The following is a 17,305-nucleotide window of genomic DNA, read 5'->3' as shown; positions in this document are numbered from 1 at the left end:
ACGCTTACATGTCACATTACCTCCGGGGTGTTTAGCGAAATGGAAATTCAAGTGGATGTCATACAGGGTCGCGGATCACCAAATAAGTTCGGAATTGAGCAGGCAAAAAAAATAAGAAATATGCCGCTGTATAAGGTTCATGAGAAACGACGGCCCAAGTCACTCCGCTCATACAACACTGATTTTAAGAAAGCTAAACAGTTCATACTCAAGTTTTCTCCTGAACTCTGGGAAGAAATTGAAGGTGTTGCAGAAGGCCTCGGCTGGACAGTCAGTGACACCCTTCATGAATACGGAGGGTACCAGCAGGACTGGAAAAAAAGCGGATGTTCTTCTGTTATGATAAACGGTATTTACGGCCGGAACTATGATTATCATCCAAAAACCTATGATGGAAGATTCGTACTATGGCAGCCTGAATCAGGAAAAGGGTACAGTACTATTGGCTTTGCCCAGCGTGTAATTGGCCGGATGGACGCAATGAATGAAAAAGGTCTTGCTGCAGGCTATCATTTTGTAAACCGCCTCAGACCGTCGGATGGATTCATCTGCACGACGATTGCTCGTTTTGTCCTAAACCGCTGTGCAACGGTAAAAGAAGCGGTCAGCCTTCTTAAGGAAATTCCGCACAGGCATGCCTTTAATTATTCATTAACAGATGCTTCGGGTGACACAGCGATCGTTGAAGCATCAGGAAAAGGGGTTGAAGTGCATGAGGGAGATGTATCAGGCTGTACGAATCATTTTGAAAAAAAACAGGTGGAAAACCGTCACCGCACAGCCGAATCCATTTCCCGGCTTCACAGACTGAACGAATATACAGAAACAATGATAAAGGATCCGGATATGAACAGTACCATTTTTACGATTCTTAATCACGAAAAATATGGGATCGCCAAGCGTGATTACGGTAACTGGTCAGGTACCATCCATACGGCTGTCTACGATACGAGAAATCTGTCTGTACTGGTTGGTACGGGCATAAACGGGCAGGCGGTTGGTATTTCATTCTCTGATTGGCTTAATGGAAGCAATATGTATATCAGAAAGCTGAAAGGAATTTTACCGGGAGCCCGCCTGGTTACTCACCTGCACAGGGAAGGAGAAAAAACGGATGCTGGAAACACCGATCATACTAAATAAACAAAAAATCAAAAATCGTGTGATGAAAGCAGCTATGAGTGAGGCGCTTGGTTCACGTGAACATGCCCCTACTGAAAAGCTGATTACGCTTTACCGTACGTGGGCTCATGGGGGAGCCGGTCTGCTGATCACGGGAAATGTGATGGTTTCCGCAAAAGCACTCGGGGAGCCCGGAAATGTGGTTGTCGAGGATGAGCGTCACCTCGATTTACTTAAAACATGGGCTTCTGCTTCGAAGGAAAACGGAGCCCGCTGCTGGATGCAGATCAATCATCCCGGCAAGCAGGTTTTTAAAGGGGTTGTCAATGAAGCGGTTGCTCCTTCAGAAGTCCCTTTTTCAAAAGATCTCCAACGCTTTTTTCCAAAAGCAAGGGCCTTGACAGAACAGGAAATCATTACAATTGCAGAGAAGTTCGGTGAAACAGCCCGGATTGCAAGAAAAGCAGGGTTTGACGGTATTCAAATTCATGGTGCCCACGGTTATCTCATCAGCCAGTTTCTCTCCCCTAAACATAATATCCGTCAGGACCAGTGGGGCGGCTCTCTGGAGAACAGATCCCGGTTTCTCTTTACTGTACTTAACTGTGTGAGGGAAGCGGCGGGGACCGATTTTCCAGTGTCGGTGAAGCTGAACGCTGCCGACTTCCTGAAAGGCGGCTTCTCGATGGAAGATTCTCTTACTGTTGTGAAAAAACTCGCTGGTGCCGGCGTTGATTTGGTGGAAGTTTCAGGTGGTACTTACGAAAATCCGGAAATGACGGGACTTTCTCATCAATCAAGTAAACGGGAGGCGTATTTTCTTTCATTTGCGGAATCGGTAAAACGTGAGTTGCCGAATCTGCCTCTTGCCGTTACAGGAGGATTTCGTACACGTGCAGGAATGGAAGAAGCGCTCTCCAGCAGGGCAGCGGACATGATCGGGATGGCCAGACCACTGGCTGTTTATCCGGATCTGCCGCTTAAACTGTTCAAAAGAAATGTTGACGGTGTTACAATGGACCGAAAAAAAACAGGCATCCCATTTATTGACCAAAAAGCGATGCTGGAACTGGCGTGGTACAGCCTTCAGTTGGAACGCATTGGTAAGGGGAAGGCGGCACTTCCTCAGATGTCTGCCAGAAAGGCGCTGGTGAAGGCCGTTATCAAAAATGGAACTGAAGTTTTTAAAAAGCGGAGAAGCTGAAGAAAGAGGTTCTTTATGAAAGCAATTCCTTTAGGTTTCGTTAAAGCCAATCAGACAATGCTCGTTTTTCTTACCCTCAGTTCACTTGTATTTCAGAGTGCTGTTCTGTTAGCAGTCACTGTCATGATCGCCTGGATCTCCCTGCTGTTTGGTCCGAAAGCAAATCCGGCTGTGATGGTTTACAGGCGTTTTGTGAGTCCGGATCCGGAGGGAGAAACGGAAGCTGCTGAACTTGCCAGATTCAATCAGTCGATTGCAGCCGTTCTGATTTCACTGGGTTTTGTTCTTCATGTTGTGTTTCAAACCTGGGCTGCCTGGCTTCCGGTTCTTATGGTTACAGTTGCGGCATCTGCAGCGCTTCTTGGTTACTGCATAGGATGTGTGATTTATTTTCAGTATAAAAAGGTAATGTTTAAGCTTAAGAAGAAAAGATCTTCTGCGTGAGAACAAAGCTGCAGGAACAGGGCCCTTACCATCGGTGAGAGCCCTTTTTTTTGAAAACATAAATCAATTCTTGTCATGACTCTTTCACTGCATTCGGTTCCAGTTGAATTGTCGTGTCCTTCCCGGTTTAGTATAATAGAAAGAAAATTGGAAGAATTACACGAAAGTGGTGCTATTATGGATGCAGCGGATCCTTTTAAGAGGGAAAGTAATCGATTGATGAAGGGCTCAAAAAAAGAGGAGTTTACAGAGTTGCTTGAGAACAGCCCGGTGACTTCCTGTGCCGTTCTGATATCGGATGAACTGGTGTTTGAGTGGACAAAGTGGGATATGAGCCTGGATGTCCCCGTAAAAGTTAACTCAGTAACAAAAAGTGTCCTGTCTACAATCATTGGTATTGCGAGTGAGAAGGAGATCCTGAACCTCTATGACCCGGTTTCTTCATTTTTTCCAGACGTTTCTATGCAGGATCACTTTGGCTCCATTACCGTGGACCATCTGCTCACAATGAGTTCCGGTCTGGAATGGCCTGGCAACCGTCATTTATATGAATCAGAAAACTGGCTTTCGTTTATTCTGGAACGGACCGTCAAAGAAAATCCGGGTCAGGAAATGGCGTACATAGAGGCAAATTCGCATTTATTAAGCGTTATTTTAACGGAAACGGCTGGTAAACCGTGCTCATTCTTTGCGGCGGAAGAACTGTTTAAGGTTATCGGCATCCCTTCACGGCAATGGGATACCGATCCCCAAGGCTATAATACTGGAGGATTTGGACTCAGTCTCTCTCCAATGGACATGCTGAAATTCGGCAGACTTTATTTGCAGAATGGAAGATGGGGAAGTCAGCAGGTCGTCCGTGAGGATTGGATTGAACTGGCAGTCAAACCTCACCTTCATACTGTGAGAGGGCAGCAGCGATATGGAAGGCATTGGTGGGTAAACCCTGAATCAGAGAGGCTCCCTTTTTTTTATTATGCTGCCGGAAGCGGCGGTCAGTATATTTTTGTGGTACCGGAGAAGAAGATGGTGTGCGTGTTTACAGGTGATTACGGCAGAAATGGGGGCACGCAGCCGTTTACCTGGTTTACACGGTATCTTTTAAGAGCTTTTGATTAGAAAGGCGGGATCTGATGAACTGGTTTGAAGGTACACCAGGTGATACCCCCTTCATGATGTTTACTTGGCATCACTGGCTGATGATTATCATTCTGATCATCGGAATTGCAGGAATCATCATTTTCAGAAGGGCATTGAAAGACCATGTCTCGAGGCGCTGGGAAATTGGCATTGCGATAACACTCCTGCTGGCAGAAGCAGGGTATCATACTTGGCTCATCGTTACAGGCAACTGGGGAACACATCACGCCCTGCCGCTAGAATTGTGCAATATCAGTCTTGTGCTGATCATTGTCATTCTGCTTACAAGGCACAGAGCCACTCAGAATATTGTGCTCTTTATTGGTATCGCAGGGGCTCTGCAGGCAATTATCACACCGGTATTATCTTATGGACTCCCCCATTTCAGATTTGTACATTTTTTCTACACTCACATTCTGATCATTTGGACAGCTGTTTATTTTGCGGTTGTCAGAGGGTACCGACCCGCGTTTTCCGATGTACTAAAAGCGATGCTCTTCTTAAATCTTCTGTTACCGGTAATCCTCTTGATTAATGCACAGGTTGAAGGAAACTACTGGTTTTTAGCAGGGAAACCTGAGGAGGGAAGTATGCTTGATTTTCTCGGCCCGCATCCCTGGTACATTATTTCTCTTGAATTCGTTGCTTTTGGTATCTTTACACTGATCTGGTTTATTTTCAAAGAGAGAAAGTAAAATCAGTACACCTGCATGTGCAACAGGAGATCTGAAGTTACGACAGGGGAAAGAGTATCGAGACCGGCTCCTGTCACTGCATAGATGTCCTAGGGTTTGAACGGTCGTATATATATTGGAGGGGTTGCTTTGTTTATTGTTAATGTTGAAGGCGCGGTCACCGACGGCAGCCGCTGGCTTATGATTCGCCGCAGTGAGAAAGAAGAACATGCTCCGGGAATGATTGCACTGCCTGGCGGAAAGACAGAAGTGGAAGGGAATACAACTGACATTCTTGAGAGAACAGTCCGAAGGGAAATTGAAGAAGAGACCGGGGTGATTGTTAGTGACAATATGAGATATATTCATAATACATCCTTTGTGACGGCAGCGGGAATCCATGTGATTAATATCGTATTTTTGTGCCGATATGAGAGCGGTGAAGCTAAAGTGATAGATTCTTATGAAGCTGCAGAAGTGATGTGGATGACAACAGAAGACATTTTGAGTGATTCGGCAATAGAGATCTGGCCCAAAAACAGCATTCATCTTGCGGAACGGACACTTGAGAGTTGTAAGGAGGGCTCCTTTTGAGGAATACAACTCTTTTAACCAGAAATTTTAAAATGACGCCCCTTACTACAGATGATGAGGATAAACTGTACCCTTTGTTCAGTAGCCGGGAAACGATGAAATACATCACGCCCCACCCTGTCCGGAGTAAATCAGAGATGAGAAAAACAGTGGAGCGTTACCTTAAACCCGCTCAGCTCTGCTGGATTATTACAAAACGTGATACAGAAGAGTTTGCAGGTTTTTTCCGTTTCCATAAGATTCACGAATTCCACCGGAAAGCAGAAATGAATGCGGTGATCAGTGATAAATTTCAGCAAACGGGGGTCATGAGTGAACTTATGCCGGAACTTCTGGCTTTTGCCTTTAACCAATTAAAGCTTAACCGGCTGGTTGGTGATATTTTTGAGGAAAACGAAGGATCCCGCAAGCTTCTGGAGAAGTTTGGGTTCCACCTTGATGGTGTGCTGCGTCACACAGACTTTGACGGTGAGCGGTATCACAACACCGCTGTTTATTCCCTTCTCAAAGAGGAGTACTCGGCCAGGAGAACGGAAGAACCTTTTATTTATCTTGTGAGGCACTGTGAAACGACGGGACAGAAACCTGATGCCCCCCTCACCGATCAGGGAGCCCTGGATGCAGTAAAGCTCGGAGAATTCTTCAAAAGCAGAAGTATACAGCGCGTAATTACCAGTCCGTATAAGAGGGCTGTTGACAGTATCCGCCCCGCAGCATCACACATTGGTTTTGCAATAGAAAAGGACGACAGGCTGATGGAGCGTAAGCTTTCCGGAAAAAACCTTGATGACTGGGAAACCTGGATCCGCCGTTCGTTTGATGATCCGGATCTCTGTCTTGAGGGCGGCGAAAGCGGAAATGAGGCTGCCAGGCGGGCAAATGAAGTAATCGATGAACTCTTATCTGAAGGAAGAGGGCCGACAGTCGTGGTGACACATGGGAACCTACTTTCATTTTTATTAAGAAAATGGATGCCTGAGTTCGGTTATAACGATTGGAAGAATCTCAGGAACCCGGATATATTTGCCCTCAGAGTGTCCGCAGGAAAAGTGACTGCAGATCGCCTGAAGTGGTCGTAAGAGCGATGTGTCCGCGGCCTCAAATGTCTGTGCTACAATGGAAGCAGATTGAGATAGAAAAGGAGTTTTCAGGCCATGTCACAAAAGAATCTGTTACTGATTGACGGCTTTAACCTGTTAAGCCGGGGTCATTTTGCCACGAGCTATGGAAGACCTGATGATAAACTGAAAAACAGTGAAGGACTCTACACTAATGCCCTGCGCGTTTTCTTTCAGAAACTCTTTAATCTGATTGAAGAGCACAGCATTACGCATATGGCTGTTGCGTGGGATGTAAAAAGAGATGAGACAACCAGGAGCAGAGAATACGATTTTTATAAATCTCAGCGCGAAGATCTCCCTCCGCCTCTGATTGAGCAGTATGAAACGCTTACCGTGATGCTTAATGACATGGGGATCGAGCAGTTGACGGTTCCTTCTTATGAAGCTGACGATGTGATCGGGACGCTGGCGTCGAGATGGTCAGCAGACGGACTTGGGAAATGCTTTATTTATAGCAACGACCGTGACCTGTTTCAACTGCTCGATGAAAATGTTTCCCAGATTATTAACCGAAAGAAAGAGGAACTTGTTTATTCCCATGCCCTTTTCCAGGAGGAATTCGGTATTAATTCGAGTCAGTGGGTGGATGTAAAAGCTCTGCTTGGAGACAGAAGCGACAATATACCCGGATGTCCCGGTATTGGAGAAAAGTCAGCACTGCCTCTGATCCGGGAGTACGGATCACTGGATGCGGTTTTCAGTCAGATTGATGAACTGGATCAGAAGTACAACAGATACAAGAAGAAACTGGCAGCAGGAAAAGAAACGACCTATATTTCAAAGGATCTCTCCGCAATCATCTGTAACATTGCCGAACTTGAAAATTTTCTTTTTGAGTCATTGGAGCTCAAACTGAATAAAGAAACCGTACTTGAGGAACTGAACTGTAAGGAAGTCAGAATTCGTCTTTCAATGTGATTTTTAATTTTAACCATTGGCTAGGTTAAAGCTTGATGTTGATATTTCTATCGTTGATTGAAGCGAACGCGTGACGCTCGGAACAGCGCCGGCTGAAGATCCCGCAGGGACGAGCGGTTACTTCACGAGTATGCTCCGAGTTGCTTCGACGCAGACGCTTCGAAGCGAAACGAGCAGAGAAAGAAGCATGGTTCCCGAGGAGGCTGAAGCGGTGCCCGCGGAAAAGGAGCGCAGTGAGTCGAAATCAACACCCGACTTTAACAGAGCCTAACCATTAAAGGAGGAAACAATGATGTCAGGAGCATTAAAAGCATGCCATTTCTGGCGTGAGCGGCTGACCCAGTCCCTGGAAGCTGCAGATGAGGAACTTGCCTGCCGTATACCGGACGGGTTCAGTAACAATATTAAGTGGAATGCAGGCCATATTCTTGTGAATTTCTATGAAAAGACAGGAACTCTCGCTGACAGGGCAGTAGACCTTCCTGCGGACTATCAGAAAGCATTTTCGAAAGGAACGAGTCCTGAACACTGGGCAGACCTTGATGTTCCGGAATTAACTCGGATCATTGCTCTTTTGAAAGAGCAGGCAGAATGGCTCGACCAGCAATCTGAACAGATTTTCACGGCAAAGCTTGAGAAATCTTTCAGAGGTATGGACACAGGCGAGGAACTTGTTCAGTTTCTCACTGCACATGACTGTCTGCACCTTGGCGTCATCAATAGTATAAAAAATGCTTCAAACGTAAAAAACGTCTGGGGCTAGATGGTAAACCCTGAACAGGCCGCAGGCTTTTCAGGGTTTTTCTCATGGCATGCGGTACACAATAATTGACAGGACTAAGTCTTTACTCTATTATTATACTTACAAAAAGTAAGTTGATGAATATAATAATGTTTAAAGGGAGGATTTTAAAAATGAACGTAAAAGGCATCCATCACGTTTCAGCGTTAACAGCAAATGCTCAGGAAAATTACCGTTTTTATACGGAAGTAATCGGGATGCGTCTCGTTAAAAAAACAGTCAATCAGGATGATACCTCCGTGTATCACCTGTTTTACGGAGATGAAAAAGGAAATCCGGGTACCGAACTGACGTTCTTTGAAATTCCGATGGCGGCCCAGGCTCACCAAGGGGTAAGCAGTATTTCTTCAATTGGACTGCGGGTAAAGAATGACGCTGCGCTGGAATTCTGGAAAGATCGTTTTGATAAACTGGGTGTCAAACATGAGGGAATTCAAACGAGATCCGGAAAAAAGTATCTTGATTTCGAAGATCCTGAAGGTCAGCGTCTGTCCTTTGTATCTGATGAAAAAAATGCTGGTGTTAAAGCTGGTATCCCTTGGGACCGCTCACCAGTATCACAGGAAAAAGGAGCAACCGGTCTTGGTCCTGTCAGACTGACGGTCAGAAAACCTGAAAGCACAGTAAGGGTGCTTACGGAAATTCTTGGCTTTAAGGAAACAGACCGTAAATACCCTTCGAGTGTTGAAGGACAGCCGGATGTTCGGGTATTTGAAGCTGGAGAAGGCGGTAACGGAGCAGAGGTTCATCTTGAAGAGCGTACAGACCTTCCGCCTGAAAGAATGGGACGCGGAGCTGTCCACCACGTAGCCTTCCGGGTGGATGATGAAGCTGAACTCAAGCAGTGGGTGTCAAGAATTAATGAACTGCAGATTCCAAACTCCGGCTTTGTTGACCGCTTTTATTTCCGTTCTCTCTACTTCAGGGAGCCAAACGGCATCCTATTTGAGCTGGCAACTGACGGACCGGGCTTTGATACAGATGAGAGCCTTGACAGCCTCGGAGAAAGCCTTGCCCTGCCGCCGTTCTTTGAATCAAAACGTAAAGAAATCGAAGCGGGCCTGAAACCTCTCGACACGAAAACAAAATAAACTTTCAGCCGGCTGTCCATTTGAGGATGGCCGGTTTTTGCCTTTGTTTATTAAACAGTTAAAAGGAATCGGCGATCGTTTATCGAAGGAAGTAAGCAACGGATATTAATACTGAGTGAATAAAGGAATGATTGTGATGAGGAAGACCTTTCCATGGCCATTCAGCGACGGACAGAACAGTTACGCATATTCAAATAATACCTTTCCGATCCCCCAAGCCCCATGCGTCACTGTGGATTATTTGTACATTGAAGAGATGAAAGTAAAAAGAGATCTTCTCCAATCATCTGAGGAACGCTGCTTTAAAGCACTTCCACATATGAAAGAGGCTCAGTATGAAGCTGCAATGCTTGTTGCAGACCATCTTTCCTCCAGCTTTAATAAAAAATTCACTACCCGAAAGTCTGCTGAAGCCTTTACGTTGACGAACCATCTGCTCCATGAAACCATTTGTGTGACAAAGGAATGTGAAAGCCCCCTGAAATCCGTTGGAGAACATGTACAGGAAGATTTGATTTTGATGTACGAGCGTGATCAGAACATTCACCTGGATGCCGGTCTGCTCTGTTTTCCAGCCGGCTGGTCGTTAACATTTAACCTGGGAATGCCGTTTATCGACATTCACAGTCCTGTGCCAGGGTTAAACAGCAGCGGGCTGGATTCAAGGATTATTCGGTTTTTGAAGGGACTTGATGCTGATTTGCCATTTGAAAGAATAAACTGGTCACTTGCTGCAGGAAACCGTCTTGACCATTCTCTTGAAACTTCGCCGTATTGGAAAAAGGACAGAAAAAAGGTGACAGCAAAAAACGCAGGTCATCTTGTCCATCTCAGGGTGGAAGTCCAGCGTTTGTTCCGCCTTCCTTCCACACAGGCTATTCTTTTTACAATTCGTACATATCTAAAGAAAATTGAGAATTTGACCGCCGGGGAAATGGAGCAATTGTACACGATCGTTCGCGAACTCCCCGGAGATATAAAAGCCTATAAAGGCATTACCGAATATGAAACACCTCTTTTTCAATACCTGCAGGAAGAAATCCGAAGGACGGGGAGCGCGAAGACATGAACAGCTTTTATTATGTGAATAACAAGCGCTGCTATCTTCTGATCGTGGACAGTACAGGGAAGAAGGTGGCTGCTCCTCTACTCAGAGAGTTTAACGATAGGAACGAACGGGTTAAATCGGTTTTCATAACCAGTGCTCAAGATTGGAACCGTGTAATTGACATCCTTCACAGCCAGACGATGGGAACGTATTTATACTGTTCATGTGAATCGGGGCTCCTCGAACAGGTGGAGAAAGCAGCTGTAAAAGCCGGTTTTCAAGTAAAGAGAGGCAGTTTATGGCTGCCGATTCACTCGCAAACGTTTTCTGCGCTCACTGCCATACTGTTTTTAAAACAGAGGCCGGACGTCCTTTATGCCCGTGTCCTTCATGCGGTCTCAACCTCACAGTCACAAAGCAGCGCTCTGATCACTGGCAGGCATATCTTGGGTTTTTTGAAGGAGGATCGGGAGATGATAAAGGCCTATATTAATGAAGTCATTCCGGAGACGGCATCTGTTAAACGGTTCCGGATCGCTTCCCATGAAGAATTTTTGCCGACTCCCTTAGCCGGTGCTCACTTGCTCACAGCAATCGGCCATAATGGAAAGTGGGTGCGTCCCTACTCTATTGTCAGATATTCAGCAGAAGGATGGTATGAGATTGCAATTTTACATACAAAAAGCTCACGCGGCGGCTCGGCATACTGGCACGAGAAAGTAAAACCTGGGCACAAGGTTTTGATCAGTCTTCCGAAGAATGGGATCATGCCGTCTGTTTCAGCGAGATATCACGTTTTTTATGCTGCAGGAATAGGGATAACGCCAATGATCAGTATGGCTGAGTGGTGCTGCAGGAAGGGAAAACCTTTTACTATTCATTACACGGCCAGAACCAGAGAGGAATGCGCCTTTTATTCCTTCCTGAAACGCCGTTTTGGATCGAAGAACCGGTTTTATTTTACAAAAGAAAAGTCACCGGAACGGCTCTTACCCTGCAGTCTGAAAACCCATCCCATCGGCACCGCGGTTTATATTTGCGGCCCGCCGGCATTCAATCATCAGTTTGAAGAGAGTGCAAAAAAGTATGGCTATCCTGATCATTCCATTTACACCGAACCGTTTGCAGTTCCAGTTAAACAGAAAAATGAAGCATTTACGATACAAACAAAAAGGGAAGTTTTTACTGTTTCAAAAGATGAAAACCTTCTCGACCAGCTTGAAAAAAAAGGGTACCCGGTCGTCTCCTCCTGCCGTGCCGGCCATTGCGGTACATGTGAGATCAAAATTATCAAGGGTGACCCGGTACATCGAGACCGGTTTTTGACTGTTGAGGAAAGAAAGCAAGGCAGCTTCATCCCTTGTGTATCCAGGGGGGAGGGAGGGCCATTGCTGCTTAAGCTGTAAAAAACATTCATAAGCTCTCTTCTTTTGGAAAAAAATAAACTCATTCGAAAAGAATGGAGTGATTTTATGAAAGTAGCTGTGCTGTACGCAAGTATGAATGGTCACACAAAAGTTCTCGCTGAAGCAGTAGCTGAAGGCGCAGGGCAGGTCGAAGGAGTTGAGGCTGTTCTGAATGCAGTTGAGGATACCGAACCTGACTCACTTAAGGAGATGGCAGGGATCATCTGGGGTTCATCCGGTTATTTCGGCGAACCAAATCCGAAAATGAGTGAATTCTTCGGCAAACTCGGCGGACTCTGGTTCACAGGGGCGCTTCAAGGGAAGGCAGGCGGCGTGTTTGCGACCACTTCAACACAGCACGGCGGGGTGGAAAACGTGTGCAGGGCACTTCAGACGCCCATGCAGCACCATGGCATGATTATCGTTTCTCACACAGGTCCGCTGGATGAGGATCGTGCCAAATACGGCAATCCATATGGAGCAACAGCGGTTATTCCAGTGGAAGAATCCAAAGATGCACCAATGAACAAACCGGGCGAAGCCGAAATGAAACTGGCACGAAGTTATGGAAAAAGCGTAGCTGAAGCCGCAAAAAAACTCGGATAAATGAGCTTGGAGACTGTAAAACTGCTGATGCAGGCTTTACAGTCTTTTTAATGATTCCTTTTTCATGGTTTACTGTGATTTTTATGTTTAATTCACAAAATTTTCAAATTTAGTGGTTTGAAATACTCCCGTTAATGGTATTTGTAAAGTGGAAATAAAATTCTGGGAACAGAGGAAGCGGGCTGGAACTGCTCGCATATTTCCAAAATTCAGAGGCACAAAAAATGCTGCCATCCAAAAGGGAGAGAACGATTTGAAAACGATGAAAAAAACTGCTGTTGCCGCCCTGTCCTGTACCGTATTGTTTGCCGGATCCGCCATGACTGCCAGCGCTGATGAAATAAGTGCAGAAGACGTTCTGAATCATGCCAACGAAGCGATGGCCGGTTTGGACAGTTATTCATCCTTAATGGAAGCACACCAGGTGATCTCAGATGAGATGATGGGTGACTTTGAATCTCATACAACAGCGGAACAGGATATCATTATGAATCCGTTTAAACTCCGGGAAGTGATGAATATTTCTGTAGATGGTGAAGAATTTACTATCACAACTTACTGGACTGAAGAAGGGATTTATATTGGTGATGAAGAGGGCTGGATCAAAATGGAGGATGAAGGTCTTCATGAGATCATGTTCGATCCGGAATCGCAGCTTGGTGACCTGTATGGACATCATGAGGAACTGTCTCTTACTGAAGAAGACGGCTATTATGTGCTTACATATGATGGCGACGGCGAAGAATTGATGCACCTTTTTGAAATGGGAGGCAATGGGAACGGTTACAATGGTGAAGATGAGATGCTGGACGATATGATGGGAGATTTCATGGAAGATGTGGAAATCAGCCATTTCTGGTACGAGCTCCACGTTGATGCCGAGACTCATTATGTGACAGGGATTGAAATGGAAATGGATATGGAATTCCATTTTGAAGGGGAAACCCAGACAATCGAGCAGTGGATTGACATCAGCTACCACAACTTCAACTCCGTAGAAGACTTTGATGTGCCGGCCGAAGTAAAAGAACAAGCCCAGCATATTGACGAACTGGCTGAAGAATTAATCGAGGAAGCTGAAGAAGGGGACGAAATGGCGGCTACAGCAACAAGTACACCGCTCATGGCCCTTGCCGGCCTCCTCACTGCTGCTGGAGCTGCTGCAGTATTGGCAACCCGCCGCCGCTTTAGTAAGGTATAAGAATTTTTCCAGAACCCGGGTCTCCGGGTTCTCTTTTTTTCCCCATGGTAAAATAATGATTTTGGCAAAGGGGGAGGCTCTATGAACAGGATTATGGTTACAGGAGTGTCAGCAGGGGCAGGCAAATCTACTTTTGCCAAACAGCTCAGTGAACGAACATCCATACCGATTTATCATCTTAACCGCATTTACCGGAAACCGGGCTGGGTTGAATCTGACGATGGAGAATTTTCGAAGCGTCAGCGTGAAATTATAAAAAAAGAAAGCTGGATCTTTCTCCAAGCATGAATCTTCGTGTAAAGAAATCAGATACGATCATTTTCGTACAGGTTCCCCTCATCTCGTCCTTAAAGGAAAGAACCAGATCCAAGCGTTTATTGAAAGCCTTTAAAATGTGTTTCCGCGTGACACTGTAAGGGAAAAAGACGAATGAGGTGATCCGCGTTTATGACAAAGGAACTTGATTTGTGTCCTTCTAACAAAAGGAATTGTGTTTCTTCCCTGGAAGGGGAATCAGAAAAGCATTTTGTAGAAGCAATACCAGTAAAGGGTTCTGAAGAAGAATTCTGCAACTCAATCCTGCAGGTTCTCAGGAGCCGTGAGGACTGTAAAGTTAAACAGGAGGACGGAGGATATATTCACGCTGTCTTTCAGACGAAGTGGCTGAAATTCAAAGATGATGTAGAGTTTCTTTACAACAGGGAAAAGGACGTTGTAGATGTGAGGTCTGCTTCCAGACTGGGGCATTATGATTTTGATGTAAACAGAAAGCGTGTGGAGGAATTGCGTGAAGCCATTCGCGAGTATGGCAGTTCACTTGAAGAGAAAGGTTCGTAAGGCAAAGAAAAAACGTGCTGCCTGTTAATCAGCACGTTTTTTTGTTCCGGACTGCTCCTCTGTTTCGCCCATCTCATAAACCGGGTGTTCTTCATTTTTATTTATCACTTTTTTACTGGATCGTTTGAGGGTGAAGATTGTGAGCCAGGCAAAGAAAAAGAGACCGATCATGACAAAATAGGCATACGTAAAATCCTGGGTTCCATCGGGGAAAGTGAATATATCCATCGTCATTCACAGCCTTTCAATTAATCTAAATCATGGTTATTATAACAGATAAGGGTGTATATTTCATTCTTCGGATATTTCATCAAGGGTTTTCTCAAAGCTTGGAGCAAAATGTTCCAGAAAATATTCAACTTCCACCATGTTCAGGTTTGTGAGATTTTCCTGGATTTGATTTTTGGCAACGGCAAATTCCCTGTTTCCGGCAAGCAGCTCGCTTGTGCATTTCAAATAAGCGTCCAGCAGGTCAGCTGCTTTAATATAGGCAGCAAGGCTATCATCGGCCTTTTTCCCGATTAGACCGGCATACACGTGTTTCAGTTCAGCAGGAGCCTTATCCGCCAGCTTCTCTGCGGCTAAAGCTTCAATATCGCGGAAATTCTTCAGCATATCGCTGTTGTGATGTTTAACAGGTGTCGGGATGTCACCGGTAATCACCTCCGTGACATCATGGAAAAGCGACAGGGTAACGGCTTTATCGGTATTTACCTGTTTTCCGTAAATGTCATTGGCAATTGTACATAAGGTATGGGTAATCAGTGAAACGTGAAACGAATGTTCTGCGACATTTTCCTTCATGACGTTTCTCATCAGGCTCCATCTTTCTATATAACGGAGCCGGTAAAAATAGGCAAGAAGATGACTTTCCAAACTGTTCACTTCCTTTTAGGGCATTAGAATCCAAAGTTGATCGTACACCAGTTCCCGTTTTGAAGCAACTTCACAGGTTTTTCTGAAAGATTTTAGATAAATTGTCGAAAAAAGCGTGAAACGGTTGCCAATTAACCGTAAATGCATAATACTAAAATAGTAAATTCATGAGGTAAGAGGGATCTTAATGACATCAAACGAAATCTACGAAGCTTTACTTAAAATATGTTCGGAAGAAAACGTATTAAGAGACGAGCCGATGAAAAATCATACGCTTACCAGGCTCGGGGGAAAAGCAGACTTTTTTGTTACACCTGAGACTTATAAGGAAATGAGTGAAATTGTCCGTTTTGTAAACCGAAGCAGCATTCAGTTTATGCTTCTTGGCAACGGATCGAATATGGTTGTCCGCGATGGCGGTATAAGAGGAGTCGTCGTTCAGTTCAGTAAGCTGAATGGTCTGAGCACAGAAGGGACCCTCCTTACAGCTCAGGGAGGGGCGAACATTATTGACGCCTCCCGTCTGGCACTGAAAGAGGAACTTACCGGTTTGGAGTTTGCTTGCGGAATACCAGGATCCATTGGTGGCGCAATGGTGATGAATGCCGGTGCATACGGCGGTGAAGTAAAGGATGTGATTGACCATGTTAAGGTTGTTACGCCTGAAGGGGAACTGCGTACCCTTTCCAAAGATGAAATGAAACTTCAGTACCGCTCAAGTATCATCGGAAAAAAAGGATACATGGTGCTTGAGGCCGTATTTAAACTGAAGCACGGTAACAGAAATGAAATTAAGGAAAAAATGGATGATCTCACCTATCAGCGTGAATCGAAGCAGCCTCTCGAATATCCATCAGCCGGAAGTGTATTTAAGCGTCCGCCGGGATACTTTGCAGGTAAGCTTATTCAGGACAGCGGTCTTCAGGGCAAGGGTGTCGGAGGTGCCGAAGTATCCACCAAACATGCCGGCTTTATTGTAAATAAAGATAATGCCACTGCCACCGATTATATTTCCACAATTGAGATGGTAAAGAAAACTGTGATGGATACGTTTGGCGTCGAGCTTGAACTTGAAGTAAAAATTGTTGGAGAAGAACCAGTTGAAAAATAGGCACTGCACAACAGGAGGACACATCATCGGGATGACGTGTCCTCCTGTTTTTTTATCAGTTTTTTAATATCCGGCCTCGGGTCCCAGCAGTCGAATCTATAGTGGGGACGGGTTTCGAAACCGAGACGGCGGCACCGATAGCGCGTACTGCCGAGGCGTTTAACAACTTCAAAGTGAATGCAGGTTGCACAGCAGTGAAAATTTTTCATCCATGTCTCCCTCTCCATGCTCTTTTATGCCAGTGTACAGGTGAAGTCCCATAATAATCAAACAGTTACTTTCAGGAGGCGTTTATGAAATACATATCTTTATGTCCTAGCAATACAGAATTTTTAGCCTATCTCGAATTAACAGAATGCCTGATAGCCGTTGACGATTTTTCCGACTGGCCCACTGATGTAAACCGACTTCCCAGGCTGGGACCGGATCTTAATATCGATATGGATAAGGTGGAATCTTTAAAGCCTGACCTGGTGTTTGCTTCTCTTTCCGTTCCAGGCATGGAAAAAAACGTGCAGGAGCTTCAAAAGCGTGGGGTGCCCCATGTTGTAGTGCCAGACCCCGCAACACTTGGCGGCATTGAAAACGTGATCCGTTTTGTCGCTGAACAGACTGGAACTATGGAGAAGGGGGTAAAGCTGGCAGAGAAGTTTAATGGGATTGTCTCTGAATACAAAGAAATCAGCGGTAATGTGCACAGGCGTCCGGAAATTTACTGGGAATGGTGGCCCAAACCTGTCTTTACACCAGGCAGGGACAATTGGCTGACAGAAATGAGCCAAATTGCAGGAGGAAGAAACCTCTTTGAAGAAGAAAAGAAAGCAAGTGTCCAGACAGACTGGGAAACTGTTCGAAAGATGGAACCAGACATCATCTGCCTAGTCTGGACAGGCGTCCGGCAGGAACGGATCAATCCTGAGCTCCTGAACCGGCGGCCACAGTGGAACGAACTTCACGCTATGAAGGAGGAACGTGTTTATGTCCTGGAAGAGCCTTTGTACTGCAGGCCTTCACCAAGACTTCTCCACGGACTCGTAAAACTGGCTGCCATTCTTCACCCAGGGATGTATCCGGAATATAACGGAACAGATCCTCTCTTTGTCTGACTGC

Annotated in this window: 20 protein-coding genes; 18 read left to right on the top strand and 2 right to left on the bottom strand. The window is 45.4% G+C overall.

Features of this window, described 5'->3' with window-relative positions:
• Positions 1-39: 39 nt before the first annotated feature.
• From CR205_RS06715 to CR205_RS06640, 16 genes are all read left to right on the top strand, one after another.
• A complete protein-coding gene (locus CR205_RS06715) occupies positions 40-1,143 on the top strand; it encodes a C45 family autoproteolytic acyltransferase/hydolase (RefSeq protein WP_110518156.1) in 1,104 nt (367 codons plus the stop codon).
• Positions 1,115-2,326 (top strand): NADH:flavin oxidoreductase/NADH oxidase family protein, encoded by a 1,212-nt coding sequence (locus tag CR205_RS06710; protein WP_110518155.1) that lies wholly within the window; start codon positions 1,115-1,117, stop codon positions 2,324-2,326. Before CR205_RS06715 ends, CR205_RS06710 begins: the two co-directional genes overlap by 29 nt.
• A 15-nt stretch (positions 2,327-2,341) precedes the next feature.
• Positions 2,342-2,770 carry a DUF4395 domain-containing protein gene (locus tag CR205_RS06705; RefSeq protein WP_110518154.1) on the top strand — a complete coding sequence of 143 codons (429 nt, stop codon included), beginning with the start codon at positions 2,342-2,344 and terminating at the stop codon, positions 2,768-2,770.
• A gap of 252 nt (positions 2,771-3,022) precedes the next feature.
• On the top strand, positions 3,023-3,889 hold the full coding sequence (locus CR205_RS06700; protein WP_161524697.1) for a serine hydrolase domain-containing protein: 867 nt from the start codon (positions 3,023-3,025) through the stop codon (positions 3,887-3,889).
• 14 nt (positions 3,890-3,903) lie between these two features.
• Positions 3,904-4,605: a YwaF family protein gene (locus CR205_RS06695; RefSeq protein ID WP_110518152.1), complete on the top strand. Its 702-nt coding sequence runs from the start codon at positions 3,904-3,906 to the stop codon at positions 4,603-4,605.
• A 129-nt stretch (positions 4,606-4,734) separates the two neighbouring features.
• Entirely contained in the window at positions 4,735-5,178 is a 444-nt protein-coding gene (locus CR205_RS06690) for an NUDIX hydrolase (RefSeq protein ID WP_110518151.1), read from the top strand.
• Positions 5,175-6,257: a GNAT family N-acetyltransferase gene (locus CR205_RS06685; protein WP_110518150.1), complete on the top strand. Its 1,083-nt coding sequence runs from the start codon at positions 5,175-5,177 to the stop codon at positions 6,255-6,257. The genes CR205_RS06690 and CR205_RS06685 overlap by 4 nt, the downstream gene beginning before the upstream one ends.
• A 75-nt stretch (positions 6,258-6,332) precedes the next feature.
• Positions 6,333-7,217: a 5'-3' exonuclease gene (locus CR205_RS06680; protein WP_110518149.1), complete on the top strand. Its 885-nt coding sequence runs from the start codon at positions 6,333-6,335 to the stop codon at positions 7,215-7,217.
• A 292-nt stretch (positions 7,218-7,509) separates the two neighbouring features.
• Positions 7,510-7,980, top strand: a complete 471-nt coding sequence (locus CR205_RS06675; RefSeq protein WP_161524696.1) for a DinB family protein — start codon at positions 7,510-7,512, stop codon at positions 7,978-7,980.
• Between the two features lie 152 nt (positions 7,981-8,132).
• Positions 8,133-9,110, top strand: coding sequence for a ring-cleaving dioxygenase (locus tag CR205_RS06670; protein WP_110518147.1), 978 nt, complete (start codon positions 8,133-8,135; stop codon positions 9,108-9,110).
• Positions 9,111-9,246: 136 nt separating this feature from the next.
• Positions 9,247-10,179: a heme-dependent oxidative N-demethylase family protein gene (locus CR205_RS06665; RefSeq protein WP_161524695.1), complete on the top strand. Its 933-nt coding sequence runs from the start codon at positions 9,247-9,249 to the stop codon at positions 10,177-10,179.
• Positions 10,176-11,564 (top strand): PDR/VanB family oxidoreductase, encoded by a 1,389-nt coding sequence (locus tag CR205_RS06660; RefSeq protein WP_110518145.1) that lies wholly within the window; start codon positions 10,176-10,178, stop codon positions 11,562-11,564. Before CR205_RS06665 ends, CR205_RS06660 begins: the two co-directional genes overlap by 4 nt.
• 66 nt (positions 11,565-11,630) lie before the next feature.
• Positions 11,631-12,170 carry a flavodoxin domain-containing protein gene (locus tag CR205_RS06655; protein ID WP_110518144.1) on the top strand — a complete coding sequence of 180 codons (540 nt, stop codon included), beginning with the start codon at positions 11,631-11,633 and terminating at the stop codon, positions 12,168-12,170.
• A gap of 262 nt (positions 12,171-12,432) precedes the next feature.
• Positions 12,433-13,371: a DUF6612 family protein gene (locus tag CR205_RS06650; protein WP_328587723.1), complete on the top strand. Its 939-nt coding sequence runs from the start codon at positions 12,433-12,435 to the stop codon at positions 13,369-13,371.
• An 81-nt stretch (positions 13,372-13,452) separates the two neighbouring features.
• Positions 13,453-13,659 (top strand): P-loop NTPase family protein, encoded by a 207-nt coding sequence (locus CR205_RS06645; RefSeq protein WP_110518142.1) that lies wholly within the window; start codon positions 13,453-13,455, stop codon positions 13,657-13,659.
• A gap of 159 nt (positions 13,660-13,818) precedes the next feature.
• Positions 13,819-14,208, top strand: coding sequence for a DUF1499 domain-containing protein (locus CR205_RS06640; protein ID WP_110518141.1), 390 nt, complete (start codon positions 13,819-13,821; stop codon positions 14,206-14,208).
• 24 nt (positions 14,209-14,232) lie between these two features.
• Here the strand turns inward: CR205_RS06640 and CR205_RS06635 are convergent, their stop codons facing one another.
• On the bottom strand, positions 14,233-14,436 hold the full coding sequence (locus tag CR205_RS06635; RefSeq protein ID WP_110518140.1) for a hypothetical protein: 204 nt from the start codon (positions 14,434-14,436) through the stop codon (positions 14,233-14,235).
• A gap of 63 nt (positions 14,437-14,499) precedes the next feature.
• A complete protein-coding gene (gene yfbR / locus CR205_RS06630; RefSeq protein WP_110518139.1) occupies positions 14,500-15,084 on the bottom strand; it encodes a 5'-deoxynucleotidase in 585 nt (194 codons plus the stop codon).
• A 187-nt stretch (positions 15,085-15,271) separates the two neighbouring features.
• Here yfbR and murB point away from each other — a divergent pair, with 187 nt between their 5' ends.
• Positions 15,272-16,195 (top strand): UDP-N-acetylmuramate dehydrogenase, encoded by a 924-nt coding sequence (murB, locus tag CR205_RS06625; protein ID WP_110518138.1) that lies wholly within the window; start codon positions 15,272-15,274, stop codon positions 16,193-16,195.
• Between the two features lie 293 nt (positions 16,196-16,488).
• Positions 16,489-17,301, top strand: coding sequence for a cobalamin-binding protein (locus CR205_RS06615; protein ID WP_110518136.1), 813 nt, complete (start codon positions 16,489-16,491; stop codon positions 17,299-17,301).
• Positions 17,302-17,305: the final 4 nt, after the last annotated feature.

Source organism: Alteribacter lacisalsi, assembly GCF_003226345.1.
GTDB classification, from domain to species: domain Bacteria; phylum Bacillota; class Bacilli; order Bacillales; family Salisediminibacteriaceae; genus Alteribacter; species Alteribacter lacisalsi.
This window is presented reverse-complemented; position numbering and strand designations above follow the sequence as displayed.